Below are 24,389 nucleotides of genomic sequence, written 5' to 3'. Positions count from 1 at the left end.
CGGCAAAATGCCCGCATCTGCGCGATTACTTTTGCAGCAGGTCATGGTTACTCAAGCGGTAAGATGTAGAGAAAATGCTACGGAATCATAGCTAGTCCGCATTTTCCCGCATTTTCCCCTTTTCGCCCGCCCCGTCCCGCGTTAGTAGTGTGGGTTATCGGGACGAACTCCAATCGCATCCGCGGGGGATGAGTCGGCAACGCGCGATGGCGCGGGGTCGAGCGATGGAGCTTTGTCCGCGAGCGGGGTGTCCAGCGTGGCGGGAGGGCCGGTAAATCTGGTGGGACAGGGCTTTTCGCCGCGTGGCGAAAAGGGCCGCTTCGTCCTGCCTGCCGACTTCCGCTCCGACATCTACGCAGCTTCCGCCAACCAGCGCGTTCTCTGCCTCGACAAGCACCCCCGCCTGCCTTGTCTGACCGGATTCGGCCTGTCCCGCCTGGACGAACTGGCTGCAGAGATCGATCGCGAGGAAGAGAAGAAGCTCCGGCTGGGCCTCGATTTCGACCGCGATATGGCCGAAGCGCAGGCCTACGGCTTTACCCGCGTGAGCTTCGATGAAAGCGGTCGTTTCGTCCTGCCCGAGTACCTGTCCGAACTCGGTCAGGTGGAGGATGGCCTCTATTTCCATGGTGGCGGCCGCCAGATCACGATCTGGAACCCGCAGATCCTGTTCGAGCAGGGCGATGGCTGGGCCAGTGCCAAGGCTGGCTGCCGGGCCAAGATGGCCGAAGCTGCAAAGGGGAAGCGCAAGTGACCGCCGCAGCGCCAAAAGCCCCGCACATTCCCGTGCTGCTCGAAGAGGTCGTCGCGGCCCTTGATGCAAAGCCGGGCGATCTGATCGTCGACGCGACTTTCGGCGCGGGCGGCTACACCCGGCGCCTGCTGGAATCGGGCGCGACGGTTCACGCCTTTGACCGCGATCCCGATGCGATTGCGGCGGGAAGGCTCTGGGGAGAAACCTGTGGAAAAGATCCGCGCCTCGTTCTGCATCCCCGTCGCTTTTCCGAACTTGCGGAAGGACTTGCAGAGGCCGGAATTGCGGGCGTTCAGGGCGTCGTGTTCGACATCGGCGTGAGCTCGATGCAGCTCGATCAGCCGGGGCGCGGATTTGCGTTCTCGTCGGACGGACCGTTAGACATGCGGATGTCACAGGACGGTCCAAGTGCGGCGGATTTCCTGAATGAAGCGGACGAGGGGGAAATAGCAGACGTTCTCTATCGCTACGGCGAGGAACGCCAATCGCGCCGGATTGCCCGCGCCATAGTGGCTGCCCGTCCTCTCACCACCACCGGCCAGTTTGCCGCAGTCGTACGCAAGGCGCTTGGCTATCGCCCAGACATCAAGGGCCCCAAGGCGCAGAAGGACCCGGCGACCCGCAGTTTCCAGGCCGTGCGCATCCACGTGAATGGCGAACTGGACGAACTGATCGAGGGCCTCGCTGCGGCGGAGAAGGTGCTGGTCCCCGGTGGCCGCATCGCGGTGGTGAGCTTCCACAGCCTCGAGGACCGCATCGTCAAGCAGTTCCTGCGCGAAGCTGCGGGCGCCGTGCCAGCCGGCTCGCGCCACCTGCCGCAAATGGTCGCGAAGGTCGAACCGGTCTTTGAAAAGCCCTCGGCTGCCATTCGTCCGACGCCCGAGGAAGAGGAGCGCAACCCGCGCGCCCGTTCCGCCACGCTGCGCTGGGCCGTGCGCACTTCCGCGCCAGCACGCAATCATGCCGGGAGGGCTGCGGCATGATCTCGACGACAAGCCGTCTTCGCTCGGTTGGCTGGGTGGTCTTGCTGGGCTTGTGCCTGGCGCTGGTCGTGGCGCTGGCATTCCGGGTCAATGCCTTGCGGAGCCAGATCCATCATGCCGAAGCGCGCATCGTCGCATTGAAGCAGGAGAAGATGTATCTCGAGACGGAATTCGAGACGCGCTCCAATCAGCAGCAGTTGAAAGCCTGGAACGATGTAGAGTTCGGCTACGCCGCGCCCAACGCCAGCCAGTACCTCGAAGGCGAGCGCCAGCTTGCCGCACTGAGCGTGCCGGCCACGCCGGATGCGCCCGCACCGATCCGCGTCGCCAGCGTGGATGACAGCGTGATCGCTTCCGCCGCGTTCCCGGCGATGGTTTCGCCGCTTTCGGGCAAGGCGCTGGCCAGCAATGACAGCAAGGCCGTTGCCGACGACGGCGACGAGGACCGTCCGGCGCGCACTGTCGATCATGCTGAAGCGGTCGAGACGCTGAAAGACCGCCTTGGCAAGGTCGTTGACGCCCGCCCGCGCGGGCCGGTGCGGAAGGAAACGGCTTCGGACAAGGAGCGCCCGGCCAAGAAGGACAAGTCCGAGTCCGCGACGTCGGCCAAGCCCAAGGTGGCGCAGAAGGCTGCTGCCAAGGACGCTGCTGCCAAGGGCGTTGTTGCCAAGGAGAGGGCAAAGACCGCGAAATCTGACGCGCGACCGGCCGGTAAGCCCGCTGCCAAGTCCAAAGCTGTCGCAACTGCGGATAAGTCAGGCGCAAGCAAGGCGAAGTCCAGTTCGGCCCCTCGCGCCGCCAAGGGCAAGGAGGCTAAGGCAGCCCGGTGAATGCACTCACCGCCTCCGCCGCCATCGCTTCCGGCCGCGTCCTGCTGGCCAACGTCCGTCAGCGCTCGCTGGTCGAGGCCAAGGTCCGTGCGCTGGTGGTGGCGGGCTTCATCCTGTTCTTTGGCTTCGCGGCGCTCGCAAGGATCGCCCAACTCGGCTTTTTCGAAGGCTCCCCTGAGCGTCGTTCACTGGCCGAAGCGCTGCTCCCCCCGCGAGGCGAGATCACCGATCGCAATGGCGTTCCGCTGGCGCGGGCGTTCCCGGCCTATGCGCTGTGGTACAATCCCAAGGCATTCGGCGAAAACGGCACTCCGCTCGTCAAGTCGCCCGAAGAGGTGGCCAAGGCGCTTGTCGCCATCTTCCCCGACGCCGACTACAACGACCTGCTCCGGCGGCTGAAGTCTGACAAGCCGAGCTATCTGCGCCAGCGTGTGATGCCGGAGGATGCCAACCGCATCTTTGCCTTGGGCGAGCCTGCGCTGGAATTCCCGCGCGAGAACCAACGCTATTACCCGCAAGGATCGCTTGGCGCACACGTGCTCGGCTATGTCGACAGTGAAGGCCATGGCCATGTCGGCATGGAGCAGGTGCTTGAGAAGCAGCTGCTCGATCCTGCCCGCCGTGGCAAGCCGGTGGCGCTTTCCATCGATATGCGGGCACAGGGCGCACTTGAGGACGAACTTGGTCGCGGCATGCTGGAGACCGAGGCCAAGGGCGCGGCAGGCATTGTGCTTGACGTCGACACCGGGGAAATCGTGGCCTTGGCATCGCTGCCTTCGTTCAATCCGAACCGTTCTGACCAAGCGCTCAACAACCTCGTGTTCAACAAGGTGACCAATCAGGTCTACGAACTTGGGTCCACCTTCAAGCCGTTGAGCATCGCTGCGGCAATTGACGCAGGTGTGGTGACCGACCTTTCAGTGCGCTACCCGTCGGACAAGCCGCTGGCGATCGGGGGCTTTCATATCCGCGACAGCCACAGCTTCGGCGCTTCGCTGAACGTGCCCGAGGCGCTGATCCATTCCTCGAACATCGTCACCGCGCAGGTAGCCGACAAGCTTGGCGGGCCGGGTTTGAAGAAGACCATGGCTGCTCTCGGCATGAACGAGCGGCCTTATATCGAACTGCCGGCGCGCGGCTTCCCGCTCTGGCCGCGCGGCACCAACAAGAACGGCGACTGGGCGCGCATCACCACGATGACGGTCAGCTATGGCCATGGCATCGCGGTGACGCCGCTGCACCTGGCAGCAGCCTATGCTGCAATGGTCAACGGCGGCATCTGGCGACCGGCAACGCTGTTCAAGCGTGAGCCGACGCAGATCCCTGAAGGCCGCCGCGTCTACAAGGCTTCGACCAGCGCCCGCATGCGCCAGCTTCTGCGCATGATCGTCGTGGACGGCACCGGCAAGAGCGCCAATGCCTCGGGCTATCGCGTCGGAGGAAAGACCGGCTCGGCGGAAAAGCCCGGCGGGAAGGGCGGCTATAACCGCACTTCGCTCGTCGCGACCTTTGCAGCCGCCTTCCCGATGGACAAGCCGCGCTATGTGGTGATTGCCATGCTCGACGAGCCGAAGGGAACGGCGGCGACATCGTACCAGCGCACTGCCGCATGGAACGCCGCGCCAATCGTCGGCCGCGTCGTTCCGCGCATCGGGCCGTTCCTCGGCGTCGTTCCCGACGATACACGCGATATCGACATTTCGGACTTGTCGCCGCTGGTCGGCAACGGAGATGGTGAATGAAGCTCGGCGCGATCCTCGAAGCAGCGGGTTTCGCAGGTGAGAACGGTGATGCAAACGTCACCGGCTTTGCTATCGACCATCGCAAGGTCGCGCCGGGCACGATCTTCGGCGCCTTCCCCGGCACCCGCTTCAATGGCGAGGACTTCATTGCGGACGCCGTGAAGGCAGGCGCCGTCGCCGTGGTCGCGCGTCCGGGGGCGAAAGTCGAAGGGGCGGTGCACGTTGCCGATGTAGAGCCGCGCCGCGCGTTTGCCGCGCTGGCTGCGCGCTTCTTCCAGCCCGTGCCCGAGACGGTAGTTGCCGTCACCGGGACCAACGGGAAGACGTCCACGGTCGAAATGACGCGGCAGATCTGGCGCATGGCCGGCCATTCTGCTGCATCGATTGGCACGCTCGGCGTGACAACGGCGGACGAAAGCGTCTCCACCGGACTGACCACGCCGGACATCGTGACGTTCCTGTCGAACATGACCGGCCTTGCCCGCGAGGGCGTGACGCATGTTGCCTACGAAGCGTCCAGCCACGGCCTCTCGCAGTACCGCAACGAGGGCCTGCGTGTCGGTGCAGGCGCCTTCACCAACCTCAGCCGCGACCACCTCGATTACCACGCGACGATGGACGATTATTTCGCGGCCAAGATGCGCCTGTTCGACCATGTCGTGGAAGAGAGCGGCACGGCGGTCGTCTGGATGGACGACGAATGGTCGGGACGGGCAGTGGAGCACGTCCGCGCAAGGGGTCTGCGGCTGCTCTCGGTGGGCGAGCAGGGGACCGACATCCGCCTGCTCGCCCGTACCCCTACGCAACTGGGGCAAACGCTCGAAATCGCGTTCGAAGGCCAGGCGCGCAAGATCAACCTGCCGCTGATCGGGGCCTATCAGGCCGCGAACGCACTGGTCTCGGCAGGGCTGGCAATTGCTTCAGGGACCGATGCGGCGAAGGTATTCGACGCGCTTGGACGGTTGCAGCCCGTGCGCGGGCGGCTGGAGCGCGCGGCGATCAATCGAGCCGGGGCGCCGGTCTATGTCGACTATGCCCATACGCCGGACGCCATCGAGGCCGCGATAGCCGCATTGCGGCCGCATACCTCGGGCCGCCTGATCACGGTGTTCGGTGCCGGTGGCGATCGTGACGGCGGCAAGCGTCCGGAGATGGGCCGTGCAGCCTGTGCCGGCTCGGATCTGGTGATTGTCACCGACGACAATCCGCGCGGCGAAGATCCGGCGGATATCCGCCGCGCAGTCATGGCCGGCTGCGATGGCAAGGCCCGCGAGATCGGGGATCGTCGCGCCGCCATTGCTGCGGCCATTGCCGAGGCAGGCCGTGAAGACATTGTCCTTGTTGCAGGGAAGGGGCACGAACAGGGACAGATCGTGGGCAGGGGCGATGCTGTCCGCATCCTGCCGTTTGACGATGTTCAGGTCGCCAGGGAGTGCACCACATGACCGCCCACCCCGCTTTGATCGCATGGCCAGAGGACCCGTCCGACGCGGCGGGTCTTGCGCTTTGGACGAGCGAGGAAATCGCTGCGGCGACAGGTGGCCGGGCCAGCGCGAAATTCGCGGTTTCCGGTGTCGAGATCGATAGCCGCGAGGTGGTGGAAGGCGACCTGTTCTTTGCCTTGAAGGGCGAAGCTTCGGACGGTCACCGCTACCTCGAGGGCGCATACGGGCGCGGCGCGGCAGGCACGGTCGTCGAACATGCGACGTTCGGCTCGCACGTGCTGGTCGGTAATACGATGGCCGCGCTCGAGGACCTTGGCCGAGCGGCGCGTGCACGCGTCGATGCCGGCATCATCGGCGTCACGGGTTCCGCAGGCAAGACCGGCGTCAAGGAAGCGCTCTATGCGGCACTCGACCGTGCCAGCAGGGGCCGCGCCCACCGCTCTGTAAAGAGCTACAACAATCACGTCGGTGTTCCGCTGAGCCTTGCGCGGATGCCCGCGCGGACCAGCTTCGGCGTCTTCGAGATGGGCATGAACCACGCAGGGGAACTGGCCGCACTTACCCGGCTGGTCCGTCCCCACGTCGCCATCGTCACCACCATAGCGCCTGCCCACATCGGGCACTTTTCGGGCGAAGAAGCGATTGCCGATGCCAAGGCGGAGATTTTCGAAGGTCTCGAACACGGCGGCGTCGCCATCATCCCGCGCGACAACCGCCACTACGAACGTCTCCATGCCAAGGCGACAAGGCATGCGGGACGGGTGGTCAGCTTCGGACAACATCCCGATGCAGGCGCGCGCCTTGTCGATGCCGTGGCGGCGCCGGGCGGTGGAACCCTGGTGACGGCGGACCTTTCTGGACGCAAGGTCTGCTACACGATCTCGCAACCGGGCGACCACTGGGTCGCCAATTCGCTGGCCATAATGGCTGCTGTCGAAGCGATCGGCGGCGACCTGGGCGCTGCCGGACTGGCGTTGGCCGAGATGGAAGGCCTCGCCGGGCGCGGTGCCCGCCACGAGATTGCCGCTACTGGTGGCGATGGCTCTGGCAAGGCCCTGTTGATCGACGAAAGCTACAACGCCAATCCTGCCTCCATGGCCGTCACCCTGCGCCAACTGGGCGCGACGCCCGCCACCCGCCGCGTTGCCATTCTCGGCGCGATGAAGGAGCTGGGCGAGGCCGAGGCACGCTATCACGCAGAGCTGGCAGGCCCCGTTTCTGAGGGCAAGGTCGACAGGCTGGTGCTGGTAGGCGCCGAAATGGCGGCGTTGGCTGACGCGCTGGGGAAAAGCGGGGCGTTGTCGCTTGCCGGTAAAATCGATGTGGCGCATGTGCAGACGGCTTCGGAAGCGGCGGAATGTCTGGCTGCCGACGGTGTGCGCGGGGGTGATGCGATCCTCGTGAAGGGGTCGAATTCGGTGGGACTGGGCGCGATCGTGCGTTCGCTCACCACCAGGGAACGGTGAATGCTCTACCAGCTGGCCGAGTGGCTGCATTTTGAGGGATTCAGCAACCTCATCCGCTACCAGACGTTCCGCGCGGGCGCGACGTTGCTGACCGCGCTGATGATCGGCCTGATCATCGGTCCGCGCTTCATCAACATGCTGCGCGTGCGCCAGGGGAAGGGGCAGCCGATCCGCGAGGACGGCCCGCAGTCACACCTCGCCAAGCGTGGTACGCCGACCATGGGCGGTCTGATGATCGTCACATCGCTCACGCTGTCGTTGCTGCTGTGGATGGATGTGACCAGCCGCCTCGTCTGGTCCTGCGTGGTCGTGACGCTCGGCTTCGGCCTGATCGGCTTTCTCGACGACTACGACAAGGTGACCAAGTATGCGCACAAGGGCGTTCCTGCCAAGGTGCGCCTCGCCGGTGAGTTCGTCGTGGCCGGGATCGCCGCGTGGCTGGCGGTTGGTGAAACGCACCTTTACGTTCCGCTGTTCAGCAATCTCTATGTGCCGCTCGGGCCGTTTTACTATCTGTTTGCGATTTTCGTGATCGTTGGCGCGGGCAATGCCGTGAACCTTACTGACGGTCTGGACGGCCTTGCCACCATGCCTGTGATCATCGCGGCCGGCACTTTCGCAATTATCGCCTATCTTGCCGGCCGTGTGGACTACTCCACCTACCTCGGCATTCCGCACGTGAAGGGCGCCGGCGAACTTGCCATCTTCTGCGCCGCTATGATGGGGGCGGGTCTTGCCTTCCTGTGGTTCAATGCGCCCCCGGCGGCTGTGTTCATGGGTGACACCGGCAGCCTTGCGCTTGGTGGCGCGCTGGGCGTGATCGCGGTCGCGGCGCATCACGAGATCGTGCTGGCCATTGTCGGCGGACTGTTCGTCATGGAAGCCGTCTCGGTCATCGTGCAGGTGGCGGTCTACAAGCGTACCGGCAAGCGCGTGTTTCGCATGGCACCCATCCACCACCACTTCGAGCAGCTCGGCTGGAAGGAATCGACTGTCGTGATCCGCTTCTGGATCGTGTCGATCGTGCTTGCGCTGATCGGCCTTGCCACGCTGAAGGTGCGATGATCGTCTCGCCCGCCTTCACGGCCAAGCGCTTCGCCGTGCTCGGCCTTGCCCGTTCGGGGCAGGCGAGCGTCGAGGCGCTGCTGGCAGGCGGGGCGGAGGTCACCGTGTGGGACAGCCGTGAGGAACCGCGCGCCGCCTACGAAGGGCGCTGCACCATTGCCGATCCACTGTCGATCGACCTGACCGGATTTGCGGGCGTGGTGGTCAGTCCCGGCGTGCCGCTTAACCGCCATCCGATTGCTGCCCATGCCGCTTCATTCGGCGTGCCAGTGATCGGCGACATCGAGCTTTTCGCGCAAGCCCGCGCCGACCTGCCGCCGCATCGCGTCGTCGGCATCACCGGCACCAACGGCAAGTCGACCACCACGATGCTGGTCCATCACATCTGCCAGGCGGCAGGTCTGCAGGCCCGGCTTGGTGGCAATATCGGCCTGCCGGTCCTTGGGCAGGAGCCGCTGCCCGAAGGCGGCGTCTATGTGCTCGAGCTTTCCAGCTACCAGATCGACCTGACGCAGAGCCTCGATTGCGATGTCGCCGCGCTGATCAATCTCAGCCCTGACCACCTCGACCGTTACGATGGCTTCGATGGCTACGCTGCGTCCAAGGCGCGGCTGTTCCGGATGCAGTCGGCGCGCCATCACGCGGTGTTCGGTTGCGGGGACGAGCACACCCTGAAGATCGCGCGCGAGACTTCGGCCACGCACGACGTGGGCTTCGTCCATGTGGTCCAGCCCGATACGCTGGAAGGACAGGCGGCATGGCCTTCGCTGCAGGGGCCGCACAACCTGCAGAATGCTGCGATTGCGGTTGAGATCGCCCGCCAGCTCGGCATCGGCGAAGACGTATGGCGTCCGGCGCTGGCCAGCTTTGTCGGCCTGCCGCACCGCATGGAGCGCGTGGCCGAGGCCAATGGCGTCCTGTTCGTCAACGATAGCAAGGCCACCAATCCAGCCTCGACCGCGCCTGCGCTTGGCGCCTACCCGCGTATCCACTGGATACTTGGTGGCCTGCCCAAGAGCGACAATCTCGACGAGTGCGCGCCCTACTTCGACCATGTCGTCGCAGCCTATACGATCGGCGAGGCCGGTCCGATGTTCGCGCAACTTCTTGAACCGCTCATGCCCGTCACCCGCAGCGAGATGATGTGCGATGCGGTTCGCCAGGCGATGGAAGCTGCGCAACCCGGAGACGTGGTAATGCTCTCTCCAGCGTGTGCCAGCTTCGATCAGTTCCGCGATTTCGAGGCGCGGGGCGACAGCTTCCGCCAGATCGTCGAAGCGCTGATCGAGGATCGCGAGGCACCCTGTCCGCCAGGAACCGGGTCATGAGCACGACGCCAACTCCGACACGCCTTGTGACCACCACCATGCCCGATGGCGGCGTGCGCGTGGTCGGCCACGGTGCGCGCTTTCGCCGCAGCCGTCGCAGCGAACTGCTGATCTGGTGGCGCGAGATCGATCGGGTGCTGTTGACGCTGATCCTCTCGCTGGTGACGATCGGCTGTATCGCCGTCGCTGCTGCTTCCCCTGCTTCGGCGCATCGCCTTTCCACGAACCAGAAGTCGCTCGGTGATCTTTACTTCTTCTGGATTCACCTGCGTTGGGTCGCGGTGGGGCTGGTCGCGATGTTCTTTGCGTCTGTCCTGCCCAAGGAGGCGGCTCGACGCGGGGCCATCCTGCTCGCGGCGGCGATGATTTTTGCGCTGGTGCTGGTGCCGATTGTCGGCAGCGAGGTTAAGGGTGCGAAACGCTGGCTGTGGATCGGCTTCAGCCTGCAGCCTTCGGAATTTCTCAAGCCCGGTTTCGCCATTGCCCTCGCCTGGATCCTGTCGTGGCGGGTGCGCGATCCGAACATTCCCGTCATACCCATCACCGTGGCGATCATGGGGCTGGTCGGCATCCTGCTAATGGCCCAGCCGGACTTCGGTTCCACCATGCTGTTCGGCGGCGTGTGGTTCGTGCTGGCGCTGCTTTCGGGCCTGTCGGTCAACAAAATCCTTTACGCCATGGGCGGGCTGATCCTGGTGGTCATTGCCGCGTACTTCTTCTACCCGAACGCAACGCACCGCATCGACAACTTCATTTCGGGTGGCAGCGAGTTTGACCAGGTCGACCTTGCCATGCGCACGCTGATGAACGGCGGGTGGAGCGGGACCGGCCTGTGGCTCGGCAGTCGCAAGAATGCGCTGCCCGAAGCGCACACTGACTACATCTTTTCGGTGGTCGGAGAGGAATTCGGGCTGATCGCCTGCGCGGTGATCGTCACGATCTATTGCGCGATCGCGCTGCGCGTGCTGATGCGCCTTCTTGATGAGGACGATCTGTTCACCATCCTCGCGGCAGCCGGGCTGACCGCGCAGCTGGTCGGACAGGCGTTCATCAACATCCTTGTGAACCTGCAACTTTTCCCTTCGAAAGGCATGACCTTGCCGCTGATCAGCTACGGCGGATCGTCCACCATCGCGCTGCTCATGGGCGTCGGGCTGCTGCTCGCGATCACGCGGCGCAACCCCTACCTTTCGCGCGAGAAGTTCGACGTTACGGAACTGGTGCGCAAATGAGTGGCGCTTCTCGGCATTACGTGCTCGCTGCGGGCGGCACGGGCGGACACCTTATTCCGGCCTTCGCGCTGGCGGTCGAGCTGGAACGCCGCGGCCACCACGTGGCTCTGGTTACGGACGAGCGCGGCGCGAAGATCCCCGGCAAGCCTGATTTCATGCCGGCGCACGTGCTTCCGGCCGGGCGTCTGGCAAAGAGTCCGGTGGCGCTGCTCAAGGGCCTGAGCGCGATCTGGCAGGGCAGGGCGATGGCTCTGCGCCTGTTCGAAAGCTTCGAGCCGTCGTGCGTGATCGGCTTTGGCGGTTACCCCGCACTGCCAGCGCTGCTGGCGGCTCATTCGGCGAAGATCCCCACGGTGATCCACGAACAGAACGCGGTGCTGGGCCGGGTCAACCGCTTCCTTGCCAAGCGTGTGGACGCCATTGCGACGGCTTACGGAGAAGTGGATCGGCTTGATCCCAAGCTTTGGGGCAAGGTCCACCGCGTCGGCAATCCGGTGCGTCCAGAGGTGCTGGCACTGCGCGGCGAACCGTTCCCCGAGTTCACCGAGGACAGCCTGTTTCGCGTGCTGGTGACCGGTGGCAGCCAGGGCGCTTCGGTTCTTTCGGAGGTCGTGCCCGATGGCCTTGCCATGCTGCCGCCCGCACTGCGCCATCGCTTGCAGGTAACGCAGCAGTGCCGTCCCGAAGACCTTGAAGCCGTCCGCGCACGCTACGCATCGCATGAGATCCCGGCTGAACTTGGCACCTATTTCGAGGATATGCAGTCGCGCCTTGCGGGAACGCACTTGTTCATCGGCCGCGCCGGCGCTTCGACGATTGCCGAGCTGACAGCGGTGGGCCGCCCGGCGATCCTCGTGCCGCTGCCCATCGCTACCGATGACCATCAGGCCGCCAATACGCGCGAGATGGTTTCAGCGGGCGGCGCCCGTGCCATCCGGCAGACCGGCTTCACTCCCAAGGAACTGGCGAAACAGGTTCAGGCCATGGCCCAGCACCCGCATACCCTTGCCAATGCCGCGCATGCCGCGTGGAACTGTGGCCTGCCCAACGCCGTCAGCGATCTTGCCGATCTGGTCGAGAGCTTCGGGGGCGAGCCGATCATGGACGTGATCCGCGTTGATACGCGCAGTGCTGCGCCTGCGGGGCAGGAGCAACTGGCATGAAGGGCGTCGGCACCGAGATCGGGACGATCCACTTCGTCGGCATTGGCGGCATCGGCATGTCGGGCATTGCCGAGGTCATGCACAACATGGGCTATTCGGTGCAGGGCTCCGACATGGCCGAAAGCTATGTAGTCGACGGCCTGCGCTCGCGTGGCATCAAGGTGATGATCGGGCAGAAGACCGAGAACGTCGATGGCGTGGCGGTGGTGGTCACCTCGACTGCGGTGAAGCGCGACAACCCGGAAGTTGTCGCCGCGCTCGAAAACCGCATTCCTGTGGTGCGCCGCGCCGAAATGCTGGCTGAACTGATGCGGCTCAAGAGCACGGTCGCGGTTGCTGGCACCCACGGCAAGACCACCACTACGTCGATGGTAGCCTGCCTGCTCGATGCCGGAGGGATCGATCCGACCGTAATCAACGGCGGCATCATCAATTCCTATGGCTCCAATGCCCGTCTTGGTGACAGCGAGTGGATGGTTGTCGAGGCCGACGAGAGCGATGGCTCGTTCCTGCGGCTCGATGGCACGCTGGCGGTCGTCACCAACATCGACCCGGAACACCTCGATCACTACGGCAGCTTCGACAAGGTGAAGTCGGCCTTCGTCGAGTTCATCGAGAACGTGCCGTTCTACGGCGCAGCCATGCTGTGCATTGATCACCCTGAAGTGCAGGCGATCATCCCCCAGGTACGGGACCGCCGCGTCGTGACCTACGGCTTCTCTGCGCAAGCCGACGTGCGCGGCGAAGCCGTCACGCCGATCCCTGGCGGCAATCGCTTTACTGCCGTGCTGCGCCAGCGCGATGGCTCGTTCCGCCGCATCGAGGGCATCGAACTGCCGATGCCGGGCCGCCACAACGTCCAGAACGCACTCGCTGCGGTCGCGGTCGCAGTGGAAATGGGCGTTTCCGACGAACTCATCCGCACCGGCTTCGGCAAGTTCGGCGGGGTCAAGCGCCGCTTCACCAAGGTTGGCGAAGTCGATGGCGTTACGGTGATCGACGATTACGGCCACCATCCTGTGGAAATCCGCGCCGTTCTTGCTGCCGCGCGTGAAGGCGTGCAGGGCCGGGTCATCGCCGTGGTTCAGCCGCACCGCTTCACTCGCCTTCGCGACCACATGGATGACTTCCAGGGCGCCTTCAACGATGCCGACGTCGTCTATGCCGCGCCGGTCTATCCCGCTGGCGAACAGCCGATCGAGGGCGTGGACAGCGCCGCGATGGTCGAAGGCATCAAGGCGCGCGGCCACCGCTCGGCGCATCTGACAGCCGGGGCCGACGCGCTGGCAAAGGAACTCGCCGCAACGGCGCAGCCCGGTGACATGGTCGTCTGCCTCGGCGCGGGCGACATCACCAAGTGGGCAGCGGGTCTTGCCGACGCGATTGCGCGTGAAAGGGGGCAGGGGTGACCACTCTTGCGCTGCCTTCGGTTCGCGGCAAGCTGACACCGAATGCCCCACTTGCCCCGTTGGTATGGTTCAAGTCCGGCGGCACGGCCGATTGGCTGTTCGAGCCCAAGGACATTGCCGACCTGAAGGAGTTTCTCGCGGGTCTGGCGCCGGACGTGCCCGTCATGGCGCTGGGCCTGGGCTCCAACCTGATCGTTCGCGATGGAGGCGTTCCGGGCGTCGTCATTCGTCTGGGCAAGGCTTTCGCCAAGGTCCAGAAGGTCGACGAGGTCACGCTCAACTGCGGCGGCGGAGCCAGCGGCATTCTCGTATCGTCCACTGCGCGTGACAACGGCATCGCGGGCCTCGAATTCCTGCGCTCGATCCCCGGCACTGTCGGCGGCTTCGTGCGCATGAACGGCGGCGCCTATGGCCGCGAGGTCAAGGACGTGCTGATCGATTGCGATGTGGTGATCCGTTCGGGCGAGGTGGCGACGCTGCCGGTCTCCGAACTCGGCTATACCTATCGCCACTCCGACTTGACCGATGGCTCCATTGTCGTCGCCGCGCGTTTCCGCGGGCATCCGGGCGAGCCCGCAGCGATCCAAGCTGAAATGGACCGTATCAGCGCGGCGCGCGAAGCTTCGCAGCCGCTGCGCTCCAAGACTGGTGGCTCCACCTTCAAGAACCCTGATGGCGCGAAGGCGTGGGAACTGGTCGACAAGGCCGGTTGCCGTGGGCTCACGATGGGCGGCGCACAGGTTAGCGAAAAGCACACCAACTTCCTGATCAACACCGGCGAGGCCACCAGTGCCGAGATCGAAGCGCTGGGCGAGGAAGTGCGCAAGCGCGTGAAGAATATGTCGGGCGTGGAGCTCGAATGGGAAATCAAGAGGATTGGCAGACCGTGACGCTTTCAAAACTCCACGTCGCGGTGCTGATGGGCGGCTGGTCGAGCGAGCGCCCCGTCAGCCTCATGTCGGGCGAAGGCGTGGCCAAGGCGCTTGAGTCGAAGGGCCACAAGGTCTCGCGGATCGACATGGATCGCGAGGTTGCCCTGCGCTTGGCTGAAGCCAAGCCCGATGTCGTGTTCAATGCGCTTCACGGCACGCCCGGCGAGGATGGCTCGATCCAGGGTCTGATGGACATCATGGGGCTGACCTATACCCATTCCGGCCTCGCCACCTCGGTCATCGCGATCGACAAGGAACTCACCAAGCAGGCGCTGGTGCCGCATGGCATCCCCATGCCGGGCGGACGAATCGTGCACACGGAGGAGCTCTACAAGGCCGACCCCCTGCCGCGTCCTTATGTGCTCAAGCCAGTGAACGAAGGCTCGTCGGTTGGCGTCGCGATCGTCACGGCAGACGGCAATTACGGCAATCCGATCAGCGCCGACGCGCGCGGGCCATGGCAGGAGTTCGACGAGCTTCTTGCGGAACCCTTCATTCGTGGCCGCGAATTGACCACGGCGGTGATCGGCGACCGTGCGCTGCTCGTCACCGAACTGCGCCCCAAGTCCGGTTTCTACGATTTCGATGCCAAGTACACCGACGGCATGACCGATCACATCTGCCCGGCCGAGATCCCGGACGAAATCACCGAGGCATGCAAGCAGATCGCCCTGCGCGCGCACCAGTTGCTCGGCTGCAAGGGCACCAGCCGCTCCGACTTCCGCTGGGACGACGAGCAGGGCGTGGAAGGCCTGTTCCTGCTGGAGGTCAACACTCAGCCCGGCATGACTCCGCTCAGCCTCGTACCCGAGCAGGCCAGGGCACTGGGCATGGACTATCCCGATCTGGTCGAGGCGATCATCGCCGAGGCCCTGAAGGACTCCGGCAAGGCAATGGGGAAGGCCTGAACCATGGCGCAGACGATCAAGCGTGGCGGAAAGGGCGTGCGGCGGGCAGCGGCCGCACGGACGACGCAGCGCAAGGTCCAGGCTGCGCGCCAGCAGACCGGTTCGGTGCTCGACACCGTGATGCACTGGCTGCCGTTCAGCGAGGAGACGCTGCACCGCATCCTCATGACGCTGATTCTGGCGGCTGCAGCCGCAATCGTGTGGACCGTGGCGGTCATGGCTGGAATCCCGACGCTTGCGTCCGAACAGGCGGCGCTGATCGCGTCCGATGCCGGGTTCAAGGTCAGCCATCTCGAGGTTCGCGGCGTCAACCGCATGAACGAGCAGCGTATTTACGAGCGTGTGCTGGGTCAGAATGACCGCGCGATGACCACGCTCGATCTCGCGGCTTTGCGCGACGAACTCAACCAGTTGCCGTGGGTCAAGGATGCCCGCGTTTCGCGCAAGCTGCCCGACACGTTGGTGATCGACATCGTCGAGCGCAATCCGCATGCCGTGCTGCGCAAGCCCGACCGCATGGTGCTGATTGACGATTCCGGCGTGGAGCTCGAGACCGTGAAGCTCGACAAGGCCAAGGGTATGCTCGTGCTGTCGGGCCTAGGCGTCGGCCAGCGTGTTCAGGACCTCACGCGGCTGCTGGATGCCGCGCCTGCTTTGAAGCCGCAGGTTTCGGAAGCCGAATGGGTTGGCAATCGCCGCTGGAACCTTACGTTCAAGACGGGGCAGGTTCTTGCCCTGCCTGAAGGCGACGAGAAGTCTGCCGGAGCGCTGCTGAGTTTCGCCCGGATGGACGGGGTGAACCGGCTGCTCGGAGGCAAGGTCGCCGCGTTCGACATGCGCGCGCCCGACCGCATCTACATGCGCGTGCCGGGGCACGCCGACGAAGTTGCGGCGGAAAAGCGCGCTGCCGATCAGGCCAAGGCCGAAGCCAAGCGCATCGCGGCTGCGGCCAAGAGCGACGAGGGCTGATCCACCGCAATGGCAACGCCCCGCATCACCAAGGTCTTTGCTGCCGTAAACATCGGCTCGTTCCGCGTTTCCGCGATGATCGCGGGGCTTTCGGAAACGGGCGAGATGGTCGTTCTTGGTTCCGGCCACCGTGCCGCCCAAGGGATCAAGCGCGGCTATGTCACCGACATGCAGGCGGCGACCCATTCGGTGCGCGACGCGATCGAGCGTGCCGAGAAGATGGCCAATGTCGATATCCAGAAGGTCTGGATCGGCTGTGCCGGCGCAGGCCTTGCCAGCACCACTGCGCGGGTCGAGGTCGAGGTCGGCGGACGGCGGATCGAACAGGACGACATCGAGCATCTGCTGGTGGCCGGACGTGGCGTGATACAGCCAGACGGACGCACCGTGCTTCACGCCCAGCCTGCGCACTACACGCTCGATGGCGCCCACGGCGTGCCCAACCCCAAGGGCCTTCATGCCGAACGGCTTGCCGTCGACATCCACGTGATGCTTGCCGATGGCGCGCCGGTTCGCAATCTTCGCGAGGCAGTGCAGAACGCCCATCTTGAGGCCGAAGCTGTCGTCGGATCGCCGGTCGCAGCCGGGCACGCATGCCTCACGCCGGAAGAGCGGGAACTGGGCGTGGCGCTGGTCGAGTTCGGGGCGGAGGTCACGACGGTATCGGTCTATGCGGCGGGCATGCTGCTCGGCATGCAGGTGATCCAGTACGGCTCGGGCGATATCACCGACGCGATCGCCTCGGCCTTCGGCATTCGTCGCTATCAGGCCGAACGGCTCAAGTGCATGTCCGGCTCGGCAATTGCCAGCCCTGCTGACCATCGCGAGATGATCCCGGTCAACGCGCCGGGAGATCCCGAAGGCGGTCCGGTTGCTCGCCATGCAGACGACAAGAACCGCATTCCGCGGGCAGAGCTGATCTCGGTCATTACCCAGCAACTGGGCTTCTTCACCGAGGAAGTGGGCAAGTCCCTGAAGTCGATGGGCTTTGTTGGCCAGACCGGGCAGCAGGTCGTGCTGACCGGAGGTGGCGCGCAGCTTCCCGGGCTTGCCGACTATGCGCAATCGGCGCTCGGTCGGCCGGTACGCATTGGTTCGCCGCCGACGATGCTCGGCCTTCCGCCGGGCCATGCCACGCCAAGTTCCTCCACCCTTGTAGGGCTCGTCCTGTTCGCTGCGGCCGATCCGGTGGACATTCGCGCCATCGGTCCAGCCAACGATCCGGTTGGCGGAGCATATGGCGGCAAGAAGCTGCTGATTCGCCTCATGCGGGCGGTAAGGGATTACTTCTGAACGGCCTTTCGGCCCGGTTCAGCGCTCTCGGGGCGCGAAGTTGGCCCGTCATGGTGTTGCAACCTGTGGAAAAGGTTGCTGCGCCTTTGATTCGCCGCGCAGCCTTGTGCAACAGGTTAATGTGAAGCTTTCCAATCTCGTTTGGTGCGCGTTCCGGCCAGCAGCGAGACATATGACCCGATTGGGAGACCGACTATGAGCATCAACATCGGACCGCCGGCAATTGACGAACTTCGTCCCCGGATCACGGTGATCGGGGTTGGTGGTGCAGGCGGCAATGCCATCGCCAACATGATCAACGCGCAGATCGAGGGCGTCGAGTTCATCGTCGTCAATACCGACGCGCAGGCGCTCAACAATTCGATCGCCGAGAACCGCATCCAGCTCGGGCCGGACATCACACAGGGCCTTGGTGCAGGCGCCCGTCCCGAAGTGGGCCGCGCTGCTGCAGAAGAGACGATCGAGGAACTCGAGCGCGCGCTTGAAGGCGTGCACATGGTGTTCATCGCGGCCGGCATGGGCGGCGGCACCGGCACGGGCGCGGCTCCTGTGATTGCTGAAGCGGCGCGTCGCAAGGGCGTGCTGACGGTGGGCGTGGTGACCAAGCCGTTCCTGTTCGAAGGCACGCGCCGCATGCGCTCGGCAGAAAGCGGCATCGAGGAGCTGCAGAAGCACGTCGATACGCTGATCGTCATCCCCAACCAGAACCTGTTCCTGGTGGCCAAGGCCGAAACGACCTTCAAGGAAGCGTTCCAGCTGGCTGACGAAGTGCTGCAGCAGGGCGTCCGCTCGATCACCGACCTCATGGTCATGCCGGGCCTGATCAACCTCGACTTTGCCGACGTGCGGTCGGTCATGGGCGAGATGGGCAAGGCGATGATGGGTACGGGCGAGGGCGAAGGTCCGAACCGTGCGCTCGAAGCTGCCGAACGCGCCATCGCCAATCCGCTGCTCGATGGCGTGTCGATGCAGGGCGCCAAGGGCGTGATCATCTCGATCATCGGCGGCGACGACATGAAGCTGCTCGAGGTTGACGAAGCCGCCAACCACATTCGCGAACTGGTCGATCCGAACGCGAACATCATCTGGGGTTCGGCCTTCAATCCCGATCTCGATGGCAAGATCCGGGTTTCGGTTGTCGCAACCGGCATCGAACAAAGCCAGGAGCAGGCCGAAATCGCGTCGCGTCCGGTCTCGATTCCGAGCAGTGCGCGCGGTCCTGCCGTGCCAACGGCTGCGCCGGCTGCACCCGTCTACACGCCACCGCCACCCGCCGCCCCGGAGCCTGCTCAACCGGCATGGACGCCGGCGGCCGAGCAGGTCCAGCCCGAAGTGCCAGCGGCGCCTGAGCCGGAACCGCTGGATCTTACGCTGGATCTTTCTGCCGCGCAGGAAGAACCCGCTTCGGAAGAGTTGCTTCTGGGTGGCCTGGAGGTTCCTGCCGAACCGCCAGTGGCCGCGCCGGCACCCGCGCCCGCGCCCGATCCTGCGCCCCAGATGCCCCGCCTTGGCCGCGCGCCGGAGCAAGAGCCTGCAAAGCCAGCCGGTGGCAGCACCCTGTTCGAGCGCATGGCCAATCTTTCGCGCGGTAACCGCGCGCCCACCGGCGACGACGATGGCGATGAAGGCGGCTCGCTCAACATTCCGCGCTTCCTCGGTCGCCAGAACAACCAGTAACCAGTTGCGAAGCGGCGGCCCTTGTTGCCGCCGCTTCATCTTCAAGACGGTAAAGAGCGCGGCAGGATGACGAATCGGCTCCCCATCGCGCAGTTCTCGGGCTCATCGCGTCTAAGGCTTGCTCTGGCGCTCCTGCTTTGCGCTGCGTCGCCGCGGGCGTTAGCCCAAGCGGACGACGATCCTGATGGCCCCGCGACGGTATCGCGCCCGGTGGTGCAGTCTACTGCCCCCAGTCCCAGCCGCGAACTCAATGCCGCTTTGGCTCGGCTCGGCGCCGATCCGAGGAATGTTACCGCCCTATTCGATGCGGCAAGCGCCGCGTTGAAGCTGGGTGACAGCGATGCCGCGATCGGGTTCCTTGCCCGGGCTGACGAGGTCCAGCCGGGCAATGTCCGAACCAAGGCCCTGCTTGGCAAGGCCCAGCTTGTCGCGGAAAATCCCGTTGAGGCCATCCGCGCCTTTGACGAGGCAGAGCGAACCGGTGCCGATACCTTTGCCATGGCTGCGGATCGGGCGCTCGCCTACGATCTCGTCGGGGACAATGGACGCGCACAGCGTTGGTATCAGGTTGCGCTGAGCCGGGGCGGGGATGACGAGATCACGCGCCGCTATGCAATGAGTCTTGCCATATCGGGCGATCGGCGCGGGGCCGAGGCCCTGCTGGCCCCGCTGATTGAAAAGCAGGATCGTGCAGCGTGGCGCACCCGCACCTTCGCGATGGCGGTGACGGGTGGTCCGGACGAGGCAGTGGCCATTGCCTACGCCTCGATGCCGCAGGATCTGGCATCGGGCATCGCGCCCTACTTGCGCTATATGCCGCGCCTAACTCCGGCGCAGCAGGCGGCTGCGGCAAACTTCGGGCGCTTTCCCCGCGCAGCAGACATCGGGCGCGATGATCCTCGAGTGGTGCAATATGCTGCGCTCAACCCGCGTGCCCCGCGCACGGCGGAAGCGGGCCTTATTCCGGCAGGTGCGCCTCTTGGCCCTTCCGTCGCGGCCAGCGAAAAGCCCAGTCGCGAAAAGCGCCGTCGCCCCGGGAAGAGCGACAGTGCCGCATCTGCCACGGTCGTTGTCCGTCCTGCAGTGCGCACCTCGCCGCCGGCTGAACTGCCGCCGGTCCAGACTTATGCGAGCGCCGCGCCAGCAGTGCGGCCCGATCCTCCGTCAAGCACGACTCCGGTCGTTCCCCGACCGACGGTGCTTTCGGCGCTCGATGTACCACCCGGATCGGTGCGCCCCGCAGTTCCACCCATTCGCCCGGCGCCATCGGCATCCGCCCAGTCGCCGGTTGCGAGGCCGCTGACAACTCCGGCACCGACGACGACGATCGCGCCATCGGCAAACCCGATTGCAAGGCCCGGCTTCCAACAGGACCCGACCGCTGCGCCAGCTAATAATCCTGCGCGAGCAACGGCCTCGCCCCCTGCTCAGGCAAGCAGCGTAGCAATTGCATCCGCTGCGCCGGTGAGAGCGGGTCCCACGGCCACTACCCAACCAGCTTCGCCCGTTGGTGCTGCCAATAGCCGGCCAGCACCATCGCTCACGTCGGCGGGCGGGTTTGATCTGGCCAAGGTCGGACCGGCTTCTGTCCCCCCGCCTGCGACTGCCGCTTCTCCGACAACGGCATCCGCAACAGCGCCAGGCGCTGCGCCTGCCCCGGTTGGTGCTCAGGTTGCAATGCCCGCTGCGGTCGCGCCCGTGTCGTCATCACCCGAGGTGCCGACGGCAGCGGCCAACACGCCGCCTCCTGCGCGCGACCTCGCAACCTTGTTCAAATCTTTCGCTCCTCCTCCAGAGGAGCGCGCCACTTCGGTCCCTGCAGTCGACATAACGCGGATTGCTCCGGCATCCGCCGCCAAGGCCGTCAAGCCCGACCCACGCGGCGAACGGCCCGATGGGCCAACGGACGTTTCGCGCGTGCCGACCAAGGAGCCACAGAGGCCCTCGGCCAAGGACGCGGTGAAACTGGGCAAGGACGGCAAGCCGGTCAAGGATCCCAAGGCTGCAGCGAAAGAGGCGCAAGAGGCCAAGGCCAAGAAGGCCGGCCCCAGCCATCCAAGCCGGATCTGGGTGCAAGTGCTGACAGGGGCGAACAAGGACGTCATGGACACCGAGTGGCGCCGTCTCTTGAAGGAAGCACCTGCGCTCCTGCGCTCGCGCAAGCCTTATCTGTCGCCCTGGCGCAGCAATTTCCGCCTGCTGACCGGCCCCTTCGCTAGCGAGGCTGAGGCGCAGGATTTCGTCACGAAGCTCAAGAAGGACGGGGTTTCGAGTTACCAGTGGACCAGCCCGGCGGGTCAACCGGTCGATACTCTCTCTCTCAAATAGGGTGGGAGGCGGAACCTCGGGCGGAGTTTGCTGTTCACTCCTTGTCCACAGCTTTCCCACAAGGTTGTCGAGTTTTGCCCAACCGCCTGTTAACCCGCGATTGTCGGGCGGGGGTGTGAACCGCCATTGACGTTTCGAGCAGCAGTCAGGGCAGATCGCCCTGCCGGGCCAACCAGCCGAGGAGGCCCGATCAAGTGTTCAGGGGACGTACCATGCGGACCGGCCATGACGACAACGAGCGCGAGGAGGCAGCGCCTGTCGACATGATCGCCTCGCTTTTCGAAGCGCGCGGCTGGCCATGCGAATTTGTCTCGGACGACGAGGTTACCGGCGAAATTCAAGGCTCCTGGGCCAATTATCAGTTACGGGCCATCTGGCGCGTCGAGGATCACGTCCTCCAGATTCTCTGCCTGCCCGATATCCGCATTCCCGACGACAAGAAGGGGGCCGTCTATGAATTGATGGCCCTGATCAACGAGCAAGTGTGGATCGGTCACTTCGACATCTGGTCCAATGGTTCTGTCCTGCTGTACCGCCATGGCCTGATGCTCGGTGACGAGGGTCTGCTCAGCATCAGTCAGGCCCAGGCGGCGATCGAAGCAGCGGTGGACGAGTGCGACCGGTTCTATCCGGCGTTCCAGTTCATCCTGTGGGGCGACAAGAGCCCGGCCGACGCGCTTGCCAGCGCCATGGTGGATGCGGCGGGCGAGGCCTGAACCTGCTCGACGCTGATGCGTCCCCGCGCAGGCGGGGCCTCGGTGGTCCCTCGGAGCTTCAGCGTAGCACGACTGAGGCCCCGCCTTCGCGGGGGAGCAGGGCTTAAGCCATTGCGATAAGCCCACCGTCCCGGCATTGACCGCGCAAACGCGACTCAAGGAAATCCCCCATGACCAAAACCTTCCTCCAGTTCGGCTGCGGCAACATGGGTGGAGCCATGCTCAAAGGCTGGCTTGCAGGCGGCTACGCGCCCGAGATTTTCACGATTGTCGATCCCTACCTGGAGGTCGCGCCGGAAGGCACGCGCCTGCTGGGCTCCGCGCCTGAGGGTGAAGGCGCGTTTGATGTGGTGCTGCTTGGCTTCAAGCCGCAGCAGTTGCCCGATGCGGTCGCCTCGGTCCGGCCCTACGTCGGCACGAACACGCTCCTGCTCTCGATTCTGGCAGGCGTCGATCTCGCCACCTTGCGCGCCAGTTTTCCTGCTGCCCGCGCAATCGTCCGCGTCATGCCGAACCTTGCCGCCGCTCTCGGCAAGTCGCCAATTGCGCTGGTCAGTGATGCGGACGATGCTGCGCGTGCCGAGACCGATGCCCTGATGGCCCCTCTGGGACAGGCCGAATGGCTGTCTGGCGAGGATCAGATGGATCTAGTCACCGCACTTGCGGGCTCAGGCCCTGCGTTCGTCTACCGTTTCATCGATGCGCTCGCCCAAGGCGCGGCTGCACTGGGCCTGGCGCGGCAGCAGGCGGACCGGCTGGCGCTGTCGATGGTCGAGGGCGCGGCGATGCTTGCGGCCAGGTCCGAGCATTCGCCCGCTGAACTCGCCTGCCGGGTCGCCAGCCCGGGAGGAGTCACCCAGGTCGGCATCGACGTGCTCGATGCCGATGATCGCCTGGTCCGCCTCATCGAGGATACATTGCGCGGCGCGCGTGATCGCAGTGCCGAGATGACCGAGATGGCGCGGAAGGCGCGCTGAGCGCGGCAACAATTCGTTACAGTCGGCGACCTGTCGGTCGGTCCGGTTTCCCTTGAAAGCACAGGCGAAAGCGCCGATATTCCGCGTACGTGGCCATTGGGGCCACAGAACGGAGCTTTGAAAATGGCAAACTGGAACGACCCTCGGCCCACCGGAACGGGCTTCGGCGCGTCTCCGAGCCTTTCCGGCGTTTCCGCTCGCGGCGAAGTGTTCGACGCGGGTCTGCGCCGTCACATGCTGTCGATCTACAATTACATGGCCTCGGGCGTGATGCTCTCTGGCATCGTGGCGCTGCTGTCGGCAACCACCGGCTTCACGCTGACGCTGCTCGGCACCCCGCTGATCTGGCTGGTGATGCTTTCGCCGCTCGCCTTCGTCATGTTCATGAGCTTTGGGGCGAACAAGTTCTCGACCACGGCTCTTCAGGGCATGTTCTGGGGCTTTGCGGTTGCCATGGGCCTTTCGCTGTCGACGATCTTCCTCGTCTACACGGGCGCTTCGATCGCGACGACGTTCTTCGCCACGGCCGGCGCTTTCGCGGGTCTGAGCCTTTACGGCTACACCACCAAGAAGGACCTGTCGGGCATGGGCAGCTTCCTGATCATGGGTGTCTTCGGCATCCTGATCGCGTCGCTGCTTAACATCTTCCTGAAGTCGTCGGGTCTGGGCTGGGCTATCAGCTTCCTCGGCGTGCTGATCTTCGCGGGCCTGACCGCCTATGATACCCAGCGCCTCAAGGAGCAGTATGCCTACGTCGCCGGAACCGAATTCGCCGGCAAGGCCGTCGTTCTCGGCGCGCTGAGCCTCTACCTCGACTTCATCAATATGTTCCAGTTCCTGCTGCAGTTCATGGGCGAGCGCCGCTGATCTGAAAAGCACCCGAACCGAACCATATTGACCCGGCGGACCGCAACGGTTCGCCGGGTTTTTATTGTCTGGGGGATTCTCATTTGCCCGCGCGGGCGCTACGCTTACCTTCATCTTGCATACAGGATGGTTCGTGCAGCATTTTGACACGCTGCAGCAAGGGACCGTCTGCCTGTCACGGTCCTTTTCGGGATCGGAATTGGGGGAATGCCAATGTTTCGTTTCCGGCGTATCGTCGCGCCAAGTCTTGTTACTGCAGGGTTGGCCATCGGCCTTGCTTCGTGCGCGCCCAAGCCGCCGCCGCC

At 64.8% G+C, this 24,389-nt stretch carries 20 protein-coding genes; all 20 read left to right on the top strand.

Going from position 1 to position 24,389, the window contains the following annotated elements:
* Positions 1-256: 256 nt before the first annotated feature.
* Positions 257-754: a division/cell wall cluster transcriptional repressor MraZ gene (locus NJ75_RS10285; protein ID WP_039334154.1), complete on the top strand. Its 498-nt coding sequence runs from the start codon at positions 257-259 to the stop codon at positions 752-754.
* Positions 751-1,737 (top strand): 16S rRNA (cytosine(1402)-N(4))-methyltransferase RsmH, encoded by a 987-nt coding sequence (rsmH, locus tag NJ75_RS10280; protein ID WP_039334153.1) that lies wholly within the window; start codon positions 751-753, stop codon positions 1,735-1,737. Before NJ75_RS10285 ends, rsmH begins: the two co-directional genes overlap by 4 nt.
* Positions 1,734-2,567, top strand: coding sequence for a hypothetical protein (locus NJ75_RS23300; protein ID WP_052242323.1), 834 nt, complete (start codon positions 1,734-1,736; stop codon positions 2,565-2,567). Before rsmH ends, NJ75_RS23300 begins: the two co-directional genes overlap by 4 nt.
* Positions 2,564-4,309, top strand: coding sequence for a peptidoglycan D,D-transpeptidase FtsI family protein (locus tag NJ75_RS10270; protein WP_039334151.1), 1,746 nt, complete (start codon positions 2,564-2,566; stop codon positions 4,307-4,309). Before NJ75_RS23300 ends, NJ75_RS10270 begins: the two co-directional genes overlap by 4 nt.
* Positions 4,306-5,754: a UDP-N-acetylmuramoyl-L-alanyl-D-glutamate--2,6-diaminopimelate ligase gene (locus NJ75_RS10265; RefSeq protein WP_039334150.1), complete on the top strand. Its 1,449-nt coding sequence runs from the start codon at positions 4,306-4,308 to the stop codon at positions 5,752-5,754. Before NJ75_RS10270 ends, NJ75_RS10265 begins: the two co-directional genes overlap by 4 nt.
* The gene (locus NJ75_RS10260) at positions 5,751-7,220 is read left to right on the top strand and encodes a UDP-N-acetylmuramoyl-tripeptide--D-alanyl-D-alanine ligase (protein ID WP_039334148.1); all 1,470 of its coding nucleotides are present in this window, start codon (positions 5,751-5,753) and stop codon (positions 7,218-7,220) included. Before NJ75_RS10265 ends, NJ75_RS10260 begins: the two co-directional genes overlap by 4 nt.
* A complete protein-coding gene (gene mraY / locus NJ75_RS10255) occupies positions 7,221-8,285 on the top strand; it encodes a phospho-N-acetylmuramoyl-pentapeptide-transferase (protein WP_039334147.1) in 1,065 nt (354 codons plus the stop codon).
* Positions 8,282-9,613: a UDP-N-acetylmuramoyl-L-alanine--D-glutamate ligase gene (gene murD / locus NJ75_RS10250; protein WP_039334145.1), complete on the top strand. Its 1,332-nt coding sequence runs from the start codon at positions 8,282-8,284 to the stop codon at positions 9,611-9,613. Before mraY ends, murD begins: the two co-directional genes overlap by 4 nt.
* 38 nt (positions 9,614-9,651) lie before the next feature.
* Complete coding sequence (locus tag NJ75_RS10245; RefSeq protein ID WP_052242321.1) at positions 9,652-10,845, top strand: FtsW/RodA/SpoVE family cell cycle protein; 1,194 nt, start codon at positions 9,652-9,654, stop codon at positions 10,843-10,845.
* On the top strand, positions 10,842-12,008 hold the full coding sequence (murG, locus tag NJ75_RS10240; protein WP_039334144.1) for an undecaprenyldiphospho-muramoylpentapeptide beta-N-acetylglucosaminyltransferase: 1,167 nt from the start codon (positions 10,842-10,844) through the stop codon (positions 12,006-12,008). The genes NJ75_RS10245 and murG overlap by 4 nt, the downstream gene beginning before the upstream one ends.
* Complete coding sequence (gene murC / locus NJ75_RS10235; protein ID WP_039334142.1) at positions 12,005-13,417, top strand: UDP-N-acetylmuramate--L-alanine ligase; 1,413 nt, start codon at positions 12,005-12,007, stop codon at positions 13,415-13,417. The genes murG and murC overlap by 4 nt, the downstream gene beginning before the upstream one ends.
* Entirely contained in the window at positions 13,414-14,307 is an 894-nt protein-coding gene (gene murB / locus NJ75_RS10230; protein WP_230487676.1) for a UDP-N-acetylmuramate dehydrogenase, read from the top strand. The genes murC and murB overlap by 4 nt, the downstream gene beginning before the upstream one ends.
* Positions 14,304-15,257 (top strand): D-alanine--D-alanine ligase, encoded by a 954-nt coding sequence (locus NJ75_RS10225; RefSeq protein ID WP_039334137.1) that lies wholly within the window; start codon positions 14,304-14,306, stop codon positions 15,255-15,257. The genes murB and NJ75_RS10225 overlap by 4 nt, the downstream gene beginning before the upstream one ends.
* 3 nt (positions 15,258-15,260) lie before the next feature.
* Complete coding sequence (locus NJ75_RS10220) at positions 15,261-16,226, top strand: cell division protein FtsQ/DivIB (RefSeq protein WP_039334123.1); 966 nt, start codon at positions 15,261-15,263, stop codon at positions 16,224-16,226.
* A 9-nt stretch (positions 16,227-16,235) separates the two neighbouring features.
* The gene (gene ftsA / locus NJ75_RS10215) at positions 16,236-17,519 is read left to right on the top strand and encodes a cell division protein FtsA (protein ID WP_039334122.1); all 1,284 of its coding nucleotides are present in this window, start codon (positions 16,236-16,238) and stop codon (positions 17,517-17,519) included.
* Positions 17,520-17,714: 195 nt separating this feature from the next.
* Positions 17,715-19,196 (top strand): cell division protein FtsZ, encoded by a 1,482-nt coding sequence (gene ftsZ, locus NJ75_RS10210; protein ID WP_039334121.1) that lies wholly within the window; start codon positions 17,715-17,717, stop codon positions 19,194-19,196.
* 66 nt (positions 19,197-19,262) lie between these two features.
* Positions 19,263-21,524, top strand: a complete 2,262-nt coding sequence (locus NJ75_RS10200) for an SPOR domain-containing protein (protein ID WP_052242319.1) — start codon at positions 19,263-19,265, stop codon at positions 21,522-21,524.
* Positions 21,525-21,736: 212 nt separating this feature from the next.
* Positions 21,737-22,240, top strand: coding sequence for a type III secretion system chaperone family protein (locus NJ75_RS10195; RefSeq protein ID WP_039334116.1), 504 nt, complete (start codon positions 21,737-21,739; stop codon positions 22,238-22,240).
* Positions 22,241-22,410: 170 nt separating this feature from the next.
* A complete protein-coding gene (proC, locus tag NJ75_RS10190) occupies positions 22,411-23,217 on the top strand; it encodes a pyrroline-5-carboxylate reductase (RefSeq protein ID WP_039334115.1) in 807 nt (268 codons plus the stop codon).
* Positions 23,218-23,340: 123 nt separating this feature from the next.
* A complete protein-coding gene (locus NJ75_RS10185) occupies positions 23,341-24,084 on the top strand; it encodes a Bax inhibitor-1/YccA family protein (RefSeq protein ID WP_039334114.1) in 744 nt (247 codons plus the stop codon).
* Positions 24,085-24,389 lie beyond the last annotated feature (305 nt).

This window comes from Novosphingobium subterraneum (assembly GCF_000807925.1).
GTDB lineage: Bacteria > Pseudomonadota > Alphaproteobacteria > Sphingomonadales > Sphingomonadaceae > Novosphingobium > Novosphingobium subterraneum.
Note: the sequence above shows the minus strand (reverse complement) of the source record. Positions and strands in the feature narration are given on the sequence as shown.